Source organism: Nocardia carnea NBRC 14403 (genome assembly GCF_000308515.1).
Taxonomy (GTDB): domain Bacteria; phylum Actinomycetota; class Actinomycetes; order Mycobacteriales; family Mycobacteriaceae; genus Nocardia; species Nocardia carnea.
Genome location: NZ_BAFV01000039.1, coordinates 88,246 through 107,426, shown reverse-complemented (window position 1 = coordinate 107,426; position 19,181 = coordinate 88,246). Strand labels below are relative to the sequence as shown.

Below are 19,181 nucleotides of genomic sequence, written 5' to 3'. Positions count from 1 at the left end.
AACCGATGAGGACACAACCATGAAACTCCGAACCAGTGTCGCTACCGCGGCGCTCGCGGTAGCGGCCCTCGGTGCCACCGCCGCCCCCGCCTCCGCGGAACCCGCGCCCGCACCGCGGGAACTCACCTACGAGATCACGCACTCCGGTGACAGCGCCGTGGTCGAGACGAACGGAAAATGGCAGGTGGCGGGTGATCAGCTCATCCTGCAGGCCATCGACGACACGCTGCTCACCACGGTGCCGCTCACCTATCGCAAGGACAATATCGCCTTCCCCATCGCCGCGAAGATCGACGGTGGCACGGCGGTACTGACCCCGCAACGTGCGGGTGGTGTGCCGGTCGCGCCGGTCAGCGCACCCGTGGTCACGCCCGAGCAGGCGGCCCAGGAAGTGGCCGAACAGTTCACGCCACGCGATATGCAGGCCCTGGGGGTGTTCGCGCAACGGGCGACGATGAGCGCGGCGATCGCGGGCGCGGTCGGCGCCGTGATCGGCGGCGGCCTGGGCTGTGTGCTCGGCGCCGCGACCGGTGCGCTGGTATCCAGCCCCATCGCCCTGCTGCTGGTCCCGTTCGTCGGCGCCACCATCGGCGGCTGTGTCGCCGGTGCCGCGACGCTGGGTGCGGCCGGTGGCATCATCGGTGCGTTCCTGATCGGTGGACCGGTCGCTGTTTTCGCGGCCTTCCAGTACTTCTCGACCATCCTGTCCCCGTGCCCGCCGGAACATCCGGCGTGCCGGCCGACGACCCCGTAATACGAACAGTGCGCGCTGCCCGTCCCGGTCCGCCGGGACGGGCAGCGCCTTGTCGGCGGTGTGGAACTTGTCCTCGCACCGGACCAGGATTCCGGAATGCTCTACGGCATCACCGAACCCGCGGACTCGCGTGGATGGCCGAACGGCTCACGGCGCATCCATGGCGCTGTTTCGAGGACAAACTCGAGCTGCGCGACGAGGTGGCTCTGTGGGCGATACCGCAGTTCCGCATCGTCTGCACCGCCACCCTCGCTACCAGAGACCCGGCGTTGATCGCCGAAGCGCAAAGCGCGAGCCGGCTGTGGGATATCGACACGGCCACGACCTGATGATCACCGAACCGGCAGCCACCGCCGACGCGCTTCGGCAGGTCGCAGCAGCCTGAATCGGTTTCGTCACACGGCCGCTGCTCGGGGAGCCGGTTCGGCGATCGGCCGACGGTGCGCTCAGCGCCAGCCGGTGGACCACTGGAGGGCCAGCGCCGACAGGGCGAGGGTCACCGCGAGCACGCCGCCGAACAGTAGTGGCCGCGAGCCGGCCGACCGTAGTCGCCGCCAGGTGAGCGATGTGCCGATCGCGGCGAGTACGGCGGCGACCAACCAGGAACTGAGGTCGGTGAGGTGTGCGGTCCAGGACGACGGCAGGACGCCGGTTCCGGCGACGACCGAGGCGGCGAGGAACAGCACGACGAACAGGGGGATGGTGCGCCACAGGGGAGTCCTGGCGAGATCGCCGGTGCCGGCGCGGTGGCCGGCGAAATGCAGGCCGACGCACAGCGGGACGATCATCAGGCTCCGCACCAGTTTCACGATCACCGCGAAACTCGCGGCCGCCGGCCCGAAAGCGATACCGGCCGCGAGTACGGACGAGGTGTCGTTGATCGCGGTCCCGGCCCACAGTCCGAATGCCTCCTCCGACATTCCGAGGGCCCGGCCCAGCGGGGGATAGGCGAGGACCGCGACGATGTTGAAGACGAAAATGGTCCCGAGCGCATAGGCGACGCGTTCGCGGTCCGGTTTCAGCACCGCCGTGGTGGCAGCGATGGCGGAGGCGCCGCAGATCGTGGTCCCGGCGGCGATCAGGATCACCGATTCGCGATGCAGCGCCAGCAATCGGCCGACGACCAGCGCTGTCACCGTGCCCACGCACAGGGTCCCGAGCAGGACCACGGCGGTTTCGCGCCCGACTGTGAATACCGCCCCCATCGGGAGTCCGAGGCCGAGCAGCACGATCGCCGCGCCCAGCAGATGCTGCCGCGCCCAGGTCAACCCCGGACCGAACCGGCCGGAATCCGCCACCTGGGCCTCGGCGCGCATACCGACCGCGGCGCCGGCGACCAGGGCAAGGACGGGCGCGCCGGCGACCGGCACGAGCGTGCCGAGCAGCGTTGCCACGGTCGCGAGGACGGCGGCGAGGCCGAGGCCCGGAATTCTGCGATACACCTCGTTCACCAGTCCGACCTTGTCGGACCCTGCCCGGTCCCGGTAGCGAGCAAATCGGGAGGAGGTCATAAGCGGAGCTGATGGGTGCTGGTCGGGTCTATTCGCCGGCAGCCCATAATCGACCCTGTGACCCTGCCACCCGGAACCCCCGACCTCGCCGTGCTGGACCTGCTGGTCTCGGTCGCGGATACGGGCAGTCTGGGTGCGACGGCACGCCGTCACGGCATGAGTCAGCCCGCAGCGAGTATGCGGATCAGTGCGCTCGAACGGCGGCTGCGCATCCAACTGCTCGACCGCGGCCCCACCGGTTCCACCCTCACCGACTCCGGCCGCACTGTGGTCGCCGCCGCGCGGATGGTGCTGGAGGCGGCCCGGTCGTTCAACGACACCGTCGCCGCGCTGCACAGCACCGACGCACCGCGACTCCGGATCGCTGCTTCGAAAACCATCGCCGATCACCGGATCCCGCAATGGCTGGCGGCGCTGCGCGGCATCCGGCCGGATATCGCGGTATCGCTGGAGGTGGACAACACCACCCATGTCGAAGCCATGGTGCGCGCGGGTGACGCCGACCTCGGCTTCGTGGAAGGCCCCCATCCGCCGCCGGACCTCGGTGGCCGGGCGCTCGGCGCCGACGAGTTGTTGCTGGTGGTGGGATCTACGCATCCGTGGGCGGACCGGGCCGAGCCGGTTTCGTTGCGTGAGCTGGTCGCGACACCGCTGCTGTGGCGCGAACCGGGATCCGGTACCCGCGACACCGTCTGGGAAATCCTGAGTGGGTACGGACCGCCCGCCCCGCCGGCCGCCGAACTGGGTTCCGCGGTCGCGATCGTCGCGGCCGCCCGGACCGGAATGGCCCCGGCGGTGCTCAGTTCGCTTGTTGCCGCGCCCGAACTCGCGACCGGTGCGCTGCGCCGGGTGGCGCTCGCGGACGCGGTGGTCCTCGATCGGCAGTTCCGGGTGATCTGGCGTCGAGCGACGCCACCGGCCGGCGCGGCGGACCTACTCGTACAGTGCGCCACCAGGACCTGAGCCCCCCTACGTGGCATGGGCCGTCGCGGCGTCCCACGAGTTCGGGTGGGCGTGAACTCTGCCGGACGTGACGTGCGTCCAGAGCCGGGATCTGCGCCGTGGTGTGTCGCGTATGACGAAGCAATCCATTGGAGCGGACTGTCCGGGACACACGTGGCATGCTGTCGCCTATGGCCGATATCCGCCTCGCTGTTTCCGATTCCGTTGCCACCATCACCCTGGACCGCCCGGCTCAACTCAATGCGTTCACCACCGCAATGGGAGAGGAGCTGATCGAGGCGTTCGACACCTGCGACCGCGACGACGGTGTGCGCGCGATCATCGTCACCGGCGCCGGCCGGGCTTTCTGCGCCGGCGCCGACCTCTCCGCCGGTGGACAGACCTTCGTCGCGCCGGAGGACGGGGACCCGGAATCCTTCCGCGACGGCGGTGGGGAAGTGGTGCTACGGATGTTCGAATCGCGTAAACCCATCATTGCCGCAATAAACGGGCCCGCCGTGGGCGTCGGTATCACCATGACCCTCGCCGCCGATTTCCGGCTGGCGGTCGAGGGCGCCCGGATCGGTTTCGTCTTCAATCGGCGCGGTATCGTCCCCGAATCCTGTTCCAGCTGGTTCCTGCCGCGGCTGGTGTCCATGCAGAAGGCGCTGGACTGGGTGTATTCCGGGCGGCTCGTCGATGCGGCGGAAGCGTACGAGGCGGGGTTGTTCTACGGGCTGTATTCACCGGAAAGCCTGCTGGACGAGGCCGATACCCTGGCCCGCCGCATCACCGAGCATTCGGCGCCGGTGTCGGTGGGGTTGTCGCGGCAGATGCTGTGGCGCGGGTTGGGCGCCGATCATCCGATGATCGCGCACCGGGTCGAATCCCGGGGTATCCGCAGCCGTGGGGCAAGTGCCGATGCGCAGGAAGGTGTTTCGTCGTTCCTGGAGAAGCGGGCGGCGCAGTTCCCCGACAGTGTGCTGCGTGATACCCCCGATATCTTCGGTACGGATCTGCCGGTGCCGCCGTTCCGGGAATGACCCGGATTCGCCAGGGCGAGTGTACTTTCGGTACCAGTTAACTCTGGAATAGTGAGTTCGCAAAAGTGCGCGGACACGGTGTCTCTTGTCTAGGATCTGTGGCACAACGATTTTCGGAGGTGCTGCATGCCGGACGAAGTCCTGGCGCCCAATATCGAGCTCTTCTCCCGTAACGGTTTCGCGGGTCCGAACACCACCATCGTCCGGGCCCAGTACCGGCCTCGTTTCCTGCGTGCTCGCGGCGAATACCTACCGCGTCGTTTCCACACCTGGGACCTGCCGGCCGAGGTTTTCGCCGAACCCAAAGCCCTCCCCGTGCCGATCCTGGAGGGCGAGGGTATCGGTCTCGAGCTGAACCGCCGCGCCGCCGCCATGTCCTTCGGCTACGTCAACGTGTGGGCCGATGAACTGCACTACATCGTCTCCGGGCGCGGCCAACTCGATACCGAGGTCGGCACACTCGAGGTCCGTACCGGCGATTTCGTGCTCATTCCGCGCGCCGTGACCTACCGCTGGGGCGAAATCGCCGAAGAGATCAACGAATTCATCGTGGTCACCACCAGTGAACTACGCCTGGACCCCGAGGGTGCACCCGCCACATTCAACCCCGACCTCCACCTCGATCGCCCCACCCCGCACGGCCGGCCCGGGCAATCGGTGGACGACGAATACGAGGTCGTGGTCCGCACCGGCGACAGGTTCACCTCCTACTTCTACGATGTCGACCCGATCCCGTGTCTCGATGTCATCGGTGCCCCGCTCGTGGTCCGGTTCAATATCGAGAATGTGCAGGGGCTCGCTGTCGCCGAGGGCGGACTGGCGCCCGCCCAGCTGATGAGCAGCACCTCCGGCCGTGACTACATCTTCGGCGTCGGTAGCCGCCACAGCGCCCGGCCCCCGGTTCATCACAACGCCGATTTCGACGAGGTCATCTGCTACGGCATGGGCCCCTCGCCGTGGGGGTCGGTCGATACACCCGGCACGGTCACCTGGACCCCGAAGGGCATCCTGCACCAGGGCCCGGAAGAGAACGTCCAGCCCGGCTACCGGGCGTGGCTACTGGAAACCCGGTCCTCGTTGACGATGACACCGGCCGGCCGGGATATCGCACATCTGATGGAAACCGACCGATACGGGGTCCATCCGGCCGAAGGGCAGCCGGTTACCGCGCGCTGAGTGGGGTTCCGGCCGGAGCGTGGCTGTGCGCCGGCGTGTATTCGGCGCGCCGCTGCAATTCGGTCCGGAGCTTCCCGGGTTGCTTCCTCACGTTCGGTGGCCGACCGTTGTGCCCGCTCCGGAGCGCGCTCGGATTCGGCGGCCGATCGACAGCCATCCGCTGTCGCTGCGTTTGTGGTTATCCCGGCCGACCGTTGCCCGCGGTCCGGCCGAGCCAATCGAGGATCGCATCGGTTCCGGCCCGGAATCCGGGCGAATCGGGGCGGTCGAGGAAACCGTGCCGCGTGCCCGGGACCACGCGATGTTCGGCCGGCACCCCGGCCTCGGTGAGTTCACCGGCGAAAGTGGTACTCGAGGCGCTCAATGTGTCGTAGGCGGCATCGAGCAGCAGTACCGGCGGCAGGCTGGCGAGTTTACCGCCGCCCGGGAACACCTCCGGATCCGCGAGCAGTTCCGGCGACCCCACATAGTTGAGGTTCATCCTTCGGATCATGTGCGGCGTGTAGGTGGCGATCCGGCGCCGGCCCCGCACCCGTGCCCGGACGGAATCCGGTAGCGGCGGCAGTTCGGCGTGCAGGGTCGCGTACGCGAGGATTATTCCGACCGGCACCACCGCCGACCGGTCACGCAACCGCAGCGCGCCCGAGGCGGCCAGGCAGGCGCCCGCGCTCGCACCACCGATCACGATCCGTCGTCCTCCCGCCATGAGGTCGGTGGCGGCGGCGAGGACATCGTCCAACGGCGCCGGATAGCGGTTGCCCGAGGGCCGCAGAACCGGCGGACCCCAGAGCCGGAACCGCGGCACCAGCGCATAGTCGACGGTGCGTACCCGCCGGCCGGCCGCGGCCACCCGCAACGCCACCGCATGGGATTCGTGCTGATCGAGCCCGCCGGAAACGAACGCACCCCCGTGGATCCACAACAGCGGGTCTGCCGCCGGATCGGGGTCCGCGGGCAGATATTCCCGGATCGGGACCGCGCCGCGGCGCCCGTCGAGCGTCCGGTCCCAGACCTGTGGGTCGTTCATCCGCCATCCTCATCTATGGATCTATGGCGTGCGAGCTTCGGGCAGGCCGGGAGGCACCCGGGATATTCGCCGCTCGGCATCGGAGTCGGCAGGTGCCGGATACCTCGCAGACCACGGCGATGGTATCGCGCCGACAGCGGAGCGGCCGGTGAGGTCGGTCAGCTGGTCGACGCCGCGGCGAACCCGGCCGATCGCCCTCCGGCCTCCGGGCGAGCCACGTGACGGTGACCGTGGTGCCGTCCTCCGGCCAGGACCTTTCATAGGAGAAGCCATACAGCGTGGGACTGCCCGCGCACCGCCGGCTGCCGCTCGTGCCGCGACCGGTCGGCTGCGGATTGCCGCCGGCGGACCACCGACTGCGGATCACGGAGAGCGCGGCCCCGCTGGAACTTCGTATCGGAACGGCCGGCTGCTCGCCGAGTCCGTTCACAGGAGGAGCGCCACGCCAAGCTCCGACCTCGCGGTCCGTGCGGGACCGGGACCAGCCGCGGCCCGGTTCCGTGCCGGTGCTGTCGAGTCGCGCAGATCACTGTGCACCGGGGAGGTGACTCGGCGGGCCGGTGATCGGCCGGACGGCTCCGGTGGGCGAGCTCACAGCCCGGATCAGGAAACCTGTTCCCGGCCCGCCTGTTGCACGAGAGCGTGACTTCTACCGCTACCGGCACAGCCACGACTCCGGGACCCGCCGCTCGCACAACCTGGCATATCCCGGCGATGCTGGCGCTGGCGCTGGGCGGCTTCGGGATCGGCACCACCGAATTCGTGACGATGGGGCTGCTGCCCGATATTGCGGATGCGTTCGCGGTGTCCGAGCCCGCCGCCGGGCATGCCGTCTCCGCTTATGCGCTCGGGGTGGTGGTCGGTGCGCCGGTGATTGCGGCGGCCTGTGCGTCGGTGGCGCGCAAACGTCTCCTGGTCGTGCTCATGGTGGCGTTCACGGTCGGCAATCTGGCCTCGGCTTTCGCGCCGAACTTCGCGACCCTCGTCGGCGCACGTTTCGTGGCCGGCCTGCCGCACGGCGCGTATTTCGGGGTCGCATCGCTGGCCGCGGCGACGCTGGCGCCGGCAGGGCAGCGGGCGAAAGCGGTGGCGGCGGTGATGCTCGGGTTGAGCACCGCCAACGTTGTGGGCGTTCCCGCCGCGACCTGGCTGGGGCAGCATCTCGGCTGGCGCAGTGCGTTCGTTCTGGTCGGGGTGATCGGAGTGGCCACTGTCGTGGCCCTGGTGCGCTACGTGCCGGTGCTGACCGGGATCGCGATCACCAATCCGCTCACCGAACTGGGTGCGCTGCGCCGACCCCAGGTGCTGCTCACGCTGGCCGTGGGCGCCATCGGGTTCGGTGGCATGTTCGCGGTCTACACGTATGTGAGCACGACCCTCACCGATGTGGCCGGCTTGAGCACCGGGCTGGTGCCGGTGGTGCTGATGCTGTTCGGGGTCGGCATGGTGCTGGGCAATATCGTCGGCGGTGTCCTGGCCGATCGTGGTGTGGACCGGTCGATCTTCCTGGCCATGGGCGCGATGATGGTGATCCTGACGGTGTTCGTGGCCGCCGCGCACAATCCGGTCACCGCCGGGATCGGCGCGCTGCTGGTCGGGGCGGCGGGGGCCGCCCTGGCGCCCGGATTGCAGACCCGGCTCATGGACGTGGCCGCCGACGCGCAGACCTTGGCGGCGGCGCTCAACCACGCCGCCCTGAATATCGCGAACGCGGCCGGCGCCTGGCTCGGCGGGCTGGTGATCGCCGCGGGCTACGGCTACACGGCACCTGCCGTCGTCGGTGCCGGACTCGCCCTCCTGGGGGTCCTGCTCTTCACCGTCACGGTGTGGGCCGCCCGGCGCGGAGTGGCTTCACGCGTCTGACACCGGCCCACTGTTTCGCGATCTTCTCCGAGGTCCTGCCAGCGGCTCGGATCCGCGCGATCGGTGCGCCGATGGCTCCGGCCGTCTTCGCGAGCGGGATTCCGATGGTGTCTCAGTCGTCAGTATCGGAAATTCCTTCCGGATCGGTCACCGCGGTCTCTTGCAGTGCCAGCCACTGACAGGATTGTTCCGGATCGATCCGGACGACTGCGGTCGTCCGCTGGTACTCCGGCCCTGACTCGTCGCGCTGGTATTCGACGAAGCGGACCACGGCAGTATCTCCTGTCGCGCACAATGTTTCGACCTCGGAGATCTCGATCACCAGGCCGGGCCGGCTGTTACGTGCCCGGTGCAGCCCGGTCAACAGTTCGCGTTTACGTACCACCGTGCCGACGGCCGTGACCATCGAGAAATCCTCGTCGTGGGCGGCGGCGAATGTATCCAGGACTCGCGGCGACGCGGCCGAACCCAGCCAGGTCGCCAGCAGGTCGTGGACCCGCTCGATTTCGGCCGCGATATCGATGTCACCGGTGCGGCCGGGTGACCGGGGAGATTCCGTCATCCGTGCAGGATAGTGCCGCGACGGCCCGGAAGAGCCCAACGAGCCGGTTTGCGCGCGGCGGTCGACGTGGAGGCTCGCCGTTGGCAGAGGGTTGTCGATCGACAAGGTGCCTGTGCTGAACCACCCCTCATCGGTGGCCCAGCACAGGCAGTGCCTATCCGATGTTTGCCGCGGTAACGTTCGAACCGGCCGGCCGGTCCCCGGCCGCGGCCTCGGCGGCCGCCAGACCGAAGACGAGCGCGGGCGCGATCCCACCGGCATAGGCGTAGTCGTAGAGGCCCCCGATATCGGATCCCGCGGCGAAAAGCCCGGCAATCGTGCCGCCGGTCGCGGACCGGACCCGTGCGGTGGCGTCGATGCGGATGCCGTGGAACGGGAAGGTCAGTGCGGGGCAGGTTTCGATGAGGTAGTACGGGCCCTTGTCCAGGGGCTGGTCGTCGTGGGTCCTGGTGGGCCGGACCGCGGCCCCGGCGGCGTTGACCTGCCTGATCTGTTCGGCGACGGCCGCCCCGTCGTAACCCCACTCCGGCGGCAGATAGGCGAAATCCTCCAGGGTCTCCGCGACCCCGCAACGGCCACCGCGGCGCTGGGTGAGCTCGAACTTGTCCACCGCGATCGCCCCCTCGACATAGCTGCCGAGGACCCATTCCTGGTAGACCCGTTCGTCGGCGACGAGCAAACCGCGGGATTCCGGCTGGTCGAGTAGGTGCATCGCGGTGAGGTGATCACCCTGGGTCTCATCGGTGAAGCGCTGGTTGTCGAGGTTGAACAGCAGTGCGTGCTCGCTGTAGTACAGCGACAATGCCACGAAATCGGCGGGATCGCGGAACGGTACCTGCGTCGGCACCAGGTGTCCGTAGAAACCGGAGCATGTATTCCCGGTCGCGGCGCCCACGCTTTCGGCCAGGCGCAGACCGGCTCCCGCGCTCACCGGGTTGGCCCGCACCTGTATTCCGGCGGCGCGGGGATGGATGTGCTCGGCGACGAGTGCGCTGTCGGCCTGGAATCCGCCGGTAGCGAGAATTACGGCGGCACTGTGTATCTCGAGTTCGGTGCCGTCCGGCCTGCGTACTCGGGCACCGGTTACCGCACCGTCTGCGGTGTGCAGGGCCAGAGTTTCCGTGCCGGTGAACAGTTGCCCGCCGGCACTTACCCGACGCCGGCATTCGTCGAGGTACTGATTGGTGTCGAACTGGTGGCCGCGGCCGTAGCGCAGGATCGGAACCGGATCGGCGCAGTGCACGCCGAGCGCTCGGATCCATGCGATACCGTCGGCGAATCCGTCCACGAGTGCGTTGCGCAGCACCGGGTCGCCGTTCGGGTTGATCTCGTCCATCACCGCCCGGTCGGGTGCGGTCCAGGCGTATCCGGCAAAGCGCGCCGAGCCGCCGACGGTATCGGCCTGCTCGATCACGACGACCGAAGCCCCGCGGTCGAGCGAGCGGGCCGCGGCGGTGAGGCCGGCCATCCCCGCGCCGATCACCAGGACATCGGTTTCGATCCTCTGCATTCTTGCTCCCTTGTTGCTGATCCGGTGATTCAGACCGTGAACCGGCCGCCGTTGCTCAACAGCACCGCGCCCACGACATTGGCGGCGGACGGTGCGGCGAGATACAGGATGTTGTCGGCCAGTTCCTCGGCGGTGGCGTAACCGCGGGTGGTGCCTTCGGACATGGCCGCGCGCAGATGCGGCGGCGTGCGCTGGGCCATCCCCGTATCGACCGGGCCCGGCGCGACGGTGTTCACCCGGATCCCGAGATGGGCCACCTCTTTCGCCACCGACTGGCTGAGCGCGTGCACACCGGACTTGGATGCCGCGTAGTGCGGATAGCCGGCCAGGGTGTCGAACGCCGCGGACGAACCCACGGTGACGATGGCGCCCCCGCCGGTGTCCTGCATCGCGCGGACCGCGGCGCGCAAGACATGGAATGTGCCGTCCAGGTTGATGGACAGGATCCGCCGCCAGTCGGTGTCCTCGAGATGGGCCAGTACTTCCGGCGGCCGGTTCTGTTCGGCGGCCTCGTAGATGCGCTGTTTACTGCGCGGATCGTCGACACCGGCCGCGTGGACCACGATATCGACCCGGCCGTGCTCGGTCAGAGCTGCGGCGAAGGCCTGATCGACCTGAGCCGAAACGGCCACATCCAGTTCGACCGGGACGCCGCCGACGATATCGGCCGCCACCGCGGCCGCCGCCCGCCCGTCGATATCGCAGAGGTACACGGCCGTCGCCCCGCGCTGCGCGAGCAGCCGCGCGGTGGCGGCACCGATTCCCGATCCGGCGCCGGTAACGAGCGCCACCTTCCCGTCGAACTGCTGTTCCGGCACGGTTGTCTCCTCTTGTGTGGTGGTGGGCTCGGTGCTCACTGGAAGATGTTTTCCCAGTCGTTGCGGTACTTTTCGGCGCCTTCGCCGATGGTCACCTCGAGGTTCTGGTCGGGAATGTCCTGCGCCACTGCCAGCGCACCCTCGATATCGGGCAGGACAGATCCGTATCCGGGTGATGTCGCCTGCTGGCCCGGCCGGCTCACCATGAAATCCGCGAGTACCTGCGCCGCGTTGGGGTGGGGGGCCGAACCCAGCGCCAGGCCGTACCAGCGGGCGCCCCAGAGCGCGGGTCCGGCGGTCCAGCCGACGGGCGCGCCGGCGGCCTGTTCCGGCAGCATCGGGTTGCACATCAGCGCGGCCACGATTTCGCCCGAAGCCAGTGCCTGCCCGAGTGGTTGCGAGCTCGGGTAGATACGCGGCGCATTCTGTGCCAGTCGGTCGAGGAATTCGCGGCCGCCGTAGTGCTCCTCGATGTGGTCGTAGTAGTCGATGTAGGTCGGCGAGGTGGCCGGCGTGACGATCCCGACCTTGCCTTTCAGTGCCGGGTCGAGCAGATCCTGGGCCGTCCGGATGCCTTGGGGATAGGCGGTGGTGTTCCAGCCGAAGCCGAGGACCACCGCGCCCTCGAGGAAGAACTTCCCGTCGACCATGCTGTCGGCGCGCCGGTACTCGGGCGCGTCGAACGCGGGACCGATCACCTCCACCGCCTTGTCCGTATCTGCGGCCGCCTGCATCCAGGCCGCATCGGTGATCACCGCGACATCCCCGGCGCCCTTGCCCGTGCGGGCTTCGATATCCACACGGAAGAGCAGGTCGGAGTCCACGCCTCGAACCACGGTCAGATCGATACGGGGATAGGCCTTTTCGAAATCTCGTTCGAGCTCCGCGAGCACCGGTTGGGCTTGTGTCGAGTAGAGCGTGACGGAGCCTTCTTCGTTCGCCGCCGCCACCAGTTCGTCCCACGATCCGGAGACCGGCCGGGATATCGCGGTGGAACCACCGCATCCGGCGAGAGTCAGGGTGATCGCCCCCAGCACCGCTACCGTCCCCAGAACCCTCGTTCGAAGGGGTTTCCGCATACTTACCTCATCCTTTCCGTGGCGAACGGCCCGCGCCCGATCTGAGACATCCGGGCCTGCCCGCCGATCACGCCGGTGGCCGGCGCAGTTCTGTGGGGGCGCCGGTCACCCGACTTGTACGGGCACTCCCACGCTGCCGAGAATCGTTTCCGCGGCCGCGTAACCTTCGGCGACGGCGTGGGACACCCGCCGGGGGACGAGGGCGTCACCGATGACCTGCACCCTTGTCTGCGGCAGTCGCTCCGGAAAGGGCCGCCAGTCGGTGGCGATCCGTTCACCCGTGACGACCACTCGATCGCAGGCCAGCTTGCGCAACTCACCCGACAACGCGTTGCGGTAGCCCACGACGGTGCCCGGTCCGCCGTCGTGCACCTCGACCGACGCGGCCTGGACGACGAAATCCACCGGGCGGCCCGCCAGCCGGCGCAGCAATTGCACCCGGCTTTCCGCCGGTACCCCCGCCGCGATCGCCGGGCCGGGGACGAGCACGGTGACCCGGCAGGCACCTACGGTCAGCGCCGCTTCCACGGCGCCGAGGGCGGGCCAGTAACCGAACCCGTCGTCGACCACTACCACGTGGTTACCGGGCCGGATCTGCCGCGGATCGGTCAGGATCGAGGTGGTCGTCACGGCGCGGGGAGTTTCGGTTTCGGTGGCGCCGGTCGCCACGATGACCTCGTCGAAATCGGCGAGGTCCGCCGGAGCCACCCGGTGTCCCAGTTCCGTCCGGACACCGTCCAGGTTGTCCTGGTAGTAGCGCAACAGTGCCATCCAGCCCGCCCGGTTCGGTGCCTGCGCGGCAGTGCGCAGCTGGCCGCCGATCCGAAACTTCGCGTCGAAGAGTGTGACATCGTGCGACGGTGTCAGCCGGAGGGCGGCTTCCAGGCCCGCCGGTCCGGAGCCGACGACGGCGACCCGGCCCGCTCGGTCGCGCGGCCGGCCGAAGCGCATGGGCCGCGCCGGGCGGGCCGAGTGGCCGGGCGGCGCCAAGACCGGGTTCACCGTGCACAGCAATACGGGGGTGAACGAACGGCAATCTTCGTTACAGGACACACAGGGCCGTATCCGGGAGTCCTCGCCACGCAGGAGTTTCGCCGCGATATCCGGGTCGGCGATGAAGGGTCGCGCCATCCCGACCAGGTCCGCGCCGGCGGCGAGGGCGCCTTCGATCTCCGGCCGCGACCGGAACGCCTGGGATACCAGCAGCGGGCGGGTGGTCGCCGCGCGCAGCCGGTCCAGTAGCGGGAGCAGCGGCGGCTCGGCGGTGGCCATATCGCGGACGTAGGTGGTGCGCACGCCCGCCGTGACATTGACATACCCGAACATGTCCAGCAGCGGTAGCAGTTCGCAGAGGCCATCGCTATCCAGTCCCGCTTCCTCGGCGCCGTCGAGCGAAAGTCGCACGCCGACAACGAGTCCGGGGCAGGATTCGGTGATCGCGGCGTGTATCCGGTGCAGGATTGCGACCCGGCCGGCGGAAGTCGTGGCATCGGCCCGGAGATTCGTGATCGGGGAGAGGAATTGCGCCAGCAGATATCCGTGGGCGGCGTGCAGTTCCACGGCGGCGAAACCTGCCTCGGCGGCGTGGCGGGAACTGCGGACGAAATCGGTGATCACCCGGTCGATATCGCTGTCCGACAGTACCCGTGCGCGGACCGGTTCGCGCGGTGACCGGACCGCCGACGGCGCGATCGGATGTTCCCAGATCTCGGCGCCCAAGGTTTCGCGTCCCAGATGGACGAGCTGGCAGGCCGGTATCGCGCCGCCTTCGGCGATCGCCCGTGCGCGCCGGCGCAGACCCGGGACGGCATCGGGTAGCGAGGCGTCGGTGATGTTTCCTGTCCGGTTGCCGGAGTCCGATCCGACCACCGTTCCGCCCGCGATCACCATGGCCGCACCTCCGGCCGCGCAGCGTCGCCAGTAGTCGTCGTCGCCTGGCTGAGCGGCTCCGGCGCTGACTACGCCGGAGCCGTGCGCGGTCGCGACCAGGCGATTACGCAGCTCGAGGCCGCCTATCCGCAGCGGGGTCGACAGGCGAGGGGAGACCAAGAGTTCCTCCTTGAACTGGATTCACTTCATATTATTGCCACAAGGTGATTGACACCACAATGGGTATGGCATAGTTTCAAACTGACATCAGTTCAGTTCTGCGGGATGTGGGTATTCGCACTATGAAGTTGCTGTTCCAGGCCACGGCCGCCGTCGCGGCCCTCGCTGTCACCTCCTTCCTCACCGCCTGTGGCGCGAGCCCCGGAACCACGGCCCCGGTCTCGGGAGCCTGGGCCGAAGTGGTCGCCGCCGCCGAGAACGAAGGCAGCGTCCTGCTCTACTCGAGCCAGAAACCGGCCAATCTCGAGCAGCTGGAAATGGCCTTCGAAACGGCGTATCCCCGCATCGAACTCGAATTCGTCCGGGGCACCGACGCCGATATCAATCCCCGCGTGGAAACCGAGAACCGGACCGGGCGCGGTACCGCGGACGTCCATATGCTCACCGACGCCACATGGATCACCAATGCCGCCCAATCGGGAAACTATTCGACCGAACTGATCGGTCCGAATATTCGGGCACCAGAATATCGACCGGAGACCAGCGTGCTGGAGAACCGATTCGCGCTCAGCAGCGCGGCCGTGTTCGCCCTGGGCTGGAACACCGAAGCAGTGCCCGCCGGCCTGACCTCACCGCGCGATATCCTCGACCCGAAGTACACCGGCAAGATCGGCATCGTCAATCCCACCGGTATCGCGTCGTATGTCGATCTCTATCGGTATTACGCCGACACCTACGGCGCCGACTACTGGGAGCGGATGGCCGAGTTGAAACCTCGGATATATCCGAGCGCACTCGGTATCGCACAGGCCCTCACCTCGGGTGAAATCGCGGTGACCCCGTCGGTGCAGCCGCTGGTGACCGAAGTGGCTGCGGGTGCTCCGGTCGGCTGGTCCCTTCCGTCGCAGCCGTGGGGAACACCCTGGTACAGCCACGTGGTGAGTGTTGCGCCGCATCCGAACGCCGCTCAGGTGCTCGTCGATTTCCTGGCGACTCGCGAGGGGCAGACAGCGCTCAACGACGGGTACGCCGCGGCGCTACCGGATATCCCGGGTGCCGTTGTGCGGGCGCAGGATATCGCCGTGCCCGACACCCGTGACCTGACACCCGACAAGGTTGCGCAGTACTCCCAGGAATGGGCCCGGCGTTTCCAGAGCTGATCCGGCTCCACCGTTCCCGATACATCGACGAAGGATAGGCATGGACGATACGGCCGAGCCCTGGCACGGCACCCACGTACTGGTGACCGGGGCATCCGGGGGGATAGGCGGGGCAACCGCCGAACTGTTCGCCGCGAAGGGCGCGACGGTCTACCTCACCGATATCGACGATATCGCCGGCCGGGAACGGGCGCGGGCGCTGGGCCCACGCGCCCACTACCGTCACCTCGACGTCACCGACGAAACCGCCTGGTACGCGGTGACCGACGCAATGCGGCAGTCCGGGCATCGGATGAATGTGCTGGTCAACAGTGCTGGGACTGCTATGAAAGCGACGTTGGCGCAGACCACGCTCGACGAGTTCCGCCGGATGATCGACCAGCATCTGGTCGGGACATTCCTCGGATTGCGAACCGCGGCCGCGGCGATGACCGAGGGCGGGTCGGTCGTGAATATCTCCTCGCTACGCGGTGTGCTCGCCACCGCCGAACTCGGCGCGTACGGCGCCGCCAAATTCGGTGTGCGCGCGCTGACCAAGGTCGCCGCACTGGAACTGGCCGAAAAGGGCATCCGGGTGAATTCGGTATGCCCCGGCAGTATCACCACCGAGATCACCGCGGCCCCCGGTTTCGCCGCCGACGACGTAGCGGCATATATCCGCAGTATTCCGATGCAGCGCCGCGGCGCCCCCGCCGAAGTGGCCTCGGTGATCGCTTTTCTGGCCGGCGCCGAGAGCAGCTATGTCACCGGAACCGATCTTCTCGTCGACGGCGGAACCGCCGCCGGCGTCCGCACTCCGAAACTATCGACCCAGAAGGCATGAGATGACGTCGCAATTCACCGTTTCCGGCCTGACCAAGACCTATGGCAGCAACGTTGTCGTCGACCGGCTCGACCTCACCATCGAGGAGGGCGAATTCCTGGTGCTGCTCGGTCCGAGCGGGTGCGGGAAAACCACGACGCTGCGTTGTCTCGCCGGGTTGGAAACACCCCAGGGCGGTGCGATCGCATTCAAGGACCGGCCCGTTTTCGACGCCGACGCACGGCTGAATATGCCCGCGCACAAACGCAATATCGGGATGGTGTTCCAGTCGTACGCGCTGTGGCCGCATATGACCGTCCGCAACAACATCCGCTACCCGCTGAAGGTGCGGAAGATGAAGGAAGCCCTCGCCGAGGGCGCAGTGGAGGCCGCCGCCGATATGGTCGACTGCGGGCAGTTGCTCGACCGGTATCCGTCGCAACTCAGCGGCGGGCAGCAACAGCGCGTGGCTGTGGCCCGCGGTCTGGTGGCGCGGCCCGATCTGGTGTTGTTCGACGAACCACTGAGCAATCTCGACGCGCGGTTACGCGATCAGGTGCGCACACAGATCCACCAGCTGCATCAGAAGCTCGGGTTCACGGCGGTATTCGTCACGCATGACCAGTCCGAGGCCTTCGCCCTCGGCGACCGGCTCGCCATCATGAAGGCCGGCAAAATCGAACAGTACGACGCGCCCGAACAGGTCTTCGAGAACCCGGTATCGGACTATGTCGCCGCCTTCATCGGGATGAGCAACAAATTATCGCTGCGGCGTGGACACGACGGCTGGGAGACCTCCGCCGGCGACCCGATCGACCTCACCCATGCCGTGGTCCGCGATTCCGCCGACCGGCACACCACCGCGGTGGCCCGGCTACGGCCCGACGATGTGCTGTTACACGCCGGGGCCGATGAGGTGCCGCTGGGCAATGTCGCCCTGCACGCCGAACTGGTGACCTACGAATACGGTGGGCGGTACTTCGATGTCACCGTCGAAACCGGTGGTGAGCAACTGATCCTGCGGGCACCGGCCGCCCAGCACAGTGCGGCCCTGCGTGGCAGCCGCCCGGGTGCGCCGCTGGTCGTGAGCTTCTCCCCGGCGAGCCTGCGGGTCTTCGCGATTCCGGGGGACGAGCCCGCCGCCGCCCAGGAACCCGTTGCCGTGAGCGCGGGAGGTCATGCCTGATGGCCACCGTCACCACCGCCGTGAACCGCACCTTCGCCATACCGGCGCAATGGCGGACCCGGCTCGGGTATTTCGCCCTGCTGGCCGTGCTGGCATATCTCGTGGTGCTGCCGATGATCCGGTTGCAGTCGCTGGCCTTCGAGGACGGTGCCCGCGGTTACCGGGCGCAGTACACCCGCTTCGATATCGGCGAAACCATCGGGACCACCATCGCGCTCGCGCTGGGGTCGCTGGTGATCGCCATGGTGCTCGGCACGCTGCTCGCGTTCGCGGCGAGCCGGCTGCCGCAACGATTCGGGTTCCTGCGGATCATCCCGATCCTGCCGATCGTGATGCCCGCGGTCGCCAACATCGTGGGCTGGGCATTCCTGCTCTCACCCGGGCCGGGCTACCTGAACGTTCTGCTCCGGAAGCTGCCCTGGTGGAGCGGCACGGATTCCGGGCCGATCGACGTGTACACCGTGCCGTGGATCATCATCCTGACCGGTTTCGGGCTCACCTCGTTCGTGTACCTGTTCGTCAGCGCCGGCATGCAGAACATCGGTGCCGAACATCTGGAGGCCGCGCAGGTCAGCGGATCCTCCACCGTCGGAGTGTTCTTCCGGGTCGTCCTGCCGCTGCTGCGGCCGTCACTGATCTACGGCGGCGGTATCGCGCTGCTGCTCGGGCTCGGCCAGTTCACCGGCCCGCTGCTGCTCGGCCAGAACTACGGCGTGAAAGTGCTGACGACCGAGATGTATCGGCGGGTCTCGGAATCACCGTCGGATTTCGCCGCGGCGGCCGCCGCCGGTTCACCACTGGTGATCTTCGGGTTGGTGCTGGTGCTGATCCAGAAAGGTCTGCTGGGCAACCAATCCCGCTTCGTCACCCATGGCGGGAAATCCTTCGCTCCGGCCGGGGGCCGCTCGCTGTGGGCCACGGTGACCATTGTGGTGTACGCCCTGTTGGCGCTGATCATCCCACTGATCGGACTGATCATCGTCGCGCTGACCCCGTACTGGTCCGGGTCGCTGTCCTGGGATCTGCTCACGCTGGACAACTTCCGTGCCCTGGCCGCCGACAGCGCCATCGTGAGCTCCGTACTCACCAGTGTGTCGACCTCGCTGGCCGCCGTGCTGATCTGCGTACCGCTGGGCTACCTGATGGCCACCCTGCTGGTCCGCGGCCGGCAGTTCAAAATCATGGCGCTGCTGGCCGATCTGATCACCGCGCTGCCCCTGGGCATTCCGGCGGTCATCTTCGGTGTCGGCTTTCTGCTCACCTATACCGAGCCGCCGCTCATCCTGTACGGCACCCAGGCCGTGATCATCCTGGTCTATATCGTGCTGATGCTGCCGTACGCGACCCGGATGCAGATGACCGCCATGCTCTCGCTCGGCAACACCTACAGCGAGGCGTCGGCGACCAGTGGCGCGTCGCCGCTGGTGACGAATCTGCGGGTGATGCTGCCGTTGATGCGGCCCACCATCCTCAGCGCCGTCGCCCTGATGTTCATCCTGCTGACGCACGAATTCGCCGCTTCGCTGCTGGTGCGCGCCTCGACCACCCAGGTGATGGGCACGCTGTTGTTCGATCTGTGGCAGAACGGCTCCTATCCGCTGGTGGCCGCGATGGCGCTGTTGATGACCGCGGTCACCACCGTGGGGGTGGGTGTTGCGATGCTCGTCGGCGGCCGGAATGTGCTGAACAAGTTGTGAAC

At 67.9% G+C, this 19,181-nt stretch carries 17 protein-coding genes; 10 read left to right on the top strand and 7 right to left on the bottom strand.

The features are described from left to right. The first annotated feature begins 19 nt into the window (after window positions 1-19). A complete protein-coding gene (locus tag ON22_RS34620) occupies window positions 20-754 on the top strand; it encodes a DUF8020 domain-containing protein (protein ID WP_051157587.1) in 735 nt (244 codons plus the stop codon). A gap of 134 nt (window positions 755-888) precedes the next feature. Continuing rightward, window positions 889-1,083, top strand: coding sequence for a hypothetical protein (locus tag ON22_RS34615; protein WP_051157586.1), 195 nt, complete (start codon window positions 889-891; stop codon window positions 1,081-1,083). A 117-nt stretch (window positions 1,084-1,200) separates the two neighbouring features. On the opposite strand, the gene ON22_RS13380 is transcribed toward ON22_RS34615, so the two are convergent. Further along, window positions 1,201-2,265 (bottom strand): YeiH family protein, encoded by a 1,065-nt coding sequence (locus ON22_RS13380; protein ID WP_086007724.1) that lies wholly within the window; start codon window positions 2,263-2,265, stop codon window positions 1,201-1,203. Between the two features lie 57 nt (window positions 2,266-2,322). Between ON22_RS13380 and ON22_RS13375 the strand changes: the two genes are divergently transcribed. From ON22_RS13375 to ON22_RS13365, 3 genes are all read left to right on the top strand, one after another. Next, the gene (locus ON22_RS13375) at window positions 2,323-3,228 is read left to right on the top strand and encodes a LysR family transcriptional regulator (protein WP_033241848.1); all 906 of its coding nucleotides are present in this window, start codon (window positions 2,323-2,325) and stop codon (window positions 3,226-3,228) included. Window positions 3,229-3,398: 170 nt separating this feature from the next. Continuing rightward, window positions 3,399-4,250, top strand: a complete 852-nt coding sequence (locus tag ON22_RS13370) for a crotonase/enoyl-CoA hydratase family protein (RefSeq protein ID WP_033241849.1) — start codon at window positions 3,399-3,401, stop codon at window positions 4,248-4,250. 126 nt (window positions 4,251-4,376) lie between these two features. Then, window positions 4,377-5,426, top strand: coding sequence for a hypothetical protein (locus tag ON22_RS13365; protein ID WP_051157585.1), 1,050 nt, complete (start codon window positions 4,377-4,379; stop codon window positions 5,424-5,426). Between the two features lie 178 nt (window positions 5,427-5,604). Here the strand turns inward: ON22_RS13365 and ON22_RS13360 are convergent, their stop codons facing one another. Further along, entirely contained in the window at window positions 5,605-6,453 is an 849-nt protein-coding gene (locus ON22_RS13360) for an alpha/beta hydrolase (RefSeq protein ID WP_033241850.1), read from the bottom strand. Window positions 6,454-7,095: 642 nt separating this feature from the next. Between ON22_RS13360 and ON22_RS13355 the strand changes: the two genes are divergently transcribed. Next, window positions 7,096-8,316, top strand: a complete 1,221-nt coding sequence (locus tag ON22_RS13355; protein WP_373280860.1) for an MFS transporter — start codon at window positions 7,096-7,098, stop codon at window positions 8,314-8,316. A 112-nt stretch (window positions 8,317-8,428) separates the two neighbouring features. Here the strand turns inward: ON22_RS13355 and ON22_RS13350 are convergent, their stop codons facing one another. The 5 genes from ON22_RS13350 to ON22_RS13330 all read right to left on the bottom strand — a co-directional run bounded on the left by ON22_RS13350 (window position 8,429) and on the right by ON22_RS13330 (window position 14,334). Next, window positions 8,429-8,878 carry a DUF4440 domain-containing protein gene (locus tag ON22_RS13350; protein WP_051157584.1) on the bottom strand — a complete coding sequence of 150 codons (450 nt, stop codon included), beginning with the start codon at window positions 8,876-8,878 and terminating at the stop codon, window positions 8,429-8,431. Between the two features lie 154 nt (window positions 8,879-9,032). Further along, window positions 9,033-10,388, bottom strand: a complete 1,356-nt coding sequence (locus tag ON22_RS13345; RefSeq protein ID WP_033241852.1) for an FAD-dependent oxidoreductase — start codon at window positions 10,386-10,388, stop codon at window positions 9,033-9,035. Window positions 10,389-10,417: 29 nt separating this feature from the next. Continuing rightward, window positions 10,418-11,245, bottom strand: coding sequence for an SDR family NAD(P)-dependent oxidoreductase (locus tag ON22_RS13340; RefSeq protein WP_231508006.1), 828 nt, complete (start codon window positions 11,243-11,245; stop codon window positions 10,418-10,420). Continuing rightward, window positions 11,242-12,285, bottom strand: coding sequence for an extracellular solute-binding protein (locus ON22_RS13335; RefSeq protein ID WP_051157583.1), 1,044 nt, complete (start codon window positions 12,283-12,285; stop codon window positions 11,242-11,244). The genes ON22_RS13340 and ON22_RS13335 overlap by 4 nt, the downstream gene beginning before the upstream one ends. 105 nt (window positions 12,286-12,390) lie before the next feature. Beyond that, a complete protein-coding gene (locus ON22_RS13330) occupies window positions 12,391-14,334 on the bottom strand; it encodes an oxidoreductase (RefSeq protein ID WP_033241854.1) in 1,944 nt (647 codons plus the stop codon). Window positions 14,335-14,456: 122 nt separating this feature from the next. On the opposite strand from ON22_RS13330, the gene ON22_RS13325 reads away from it, so the two are divergent. The 4 genes from ON22_RS13325 to ON22_RS13310 are packed head-to-tail and all read left to right on the top strand — an operon-like array spanning window position 14,457 to window position 19,179. After that, entirely contained in the window at window positions 14,457-15,494 is a 1,038-nt protein-coding gene (locus tag ON22_RS13325) for an ABC transporter substrate-binding protein (RefSeq protein WP_033241855.1), read from the top strand. A gap of 40 nt (window positions 15,495-15,534) precedes the next feature. Beyond that, window positions 15,535-16,317, top strand: a complete 783-nt coding sequence (locus tag ON22_RS13320) for an SDR family NAD(P)-dependent oxidoreductase (protein ID WP_033241856.1) — start codon at window positions 15,535-15,537, stop codon at window positions 16,315-16,317. A gap of 1 nt (window position 16,318) precedes the next feature. Beyond that, the gene (locus ON22_RS13315) at window positions 16,319-17,482 is read left to right on the top strand and encodes an ABC transporter ATP-binding protein (RefSeq protein ID WP_033241857.1); all 1,164 of its coding nucleotides are present in this window, start codon (window positions 16,319-16,321) and stop codon (window positions 17,480-17,482) included. Then, window positions 17,482-19,179 (top strand): ABC transporter permease, encoded by a 1,698-nt coding sequence (locus ON22_RS13310; protein ID WP_033241858.1) that lies wholly within the window; start codon window positions 17,482-17,484, stop codon window positions 19,177-19,179. The genes ON22_RS13315 and ON22_RS13310 overlap by 1 nt, the downstream gene beginning before the upstream one ends. Window positions 19,180-19,181 lie beyond the last annotated feature (2 nt).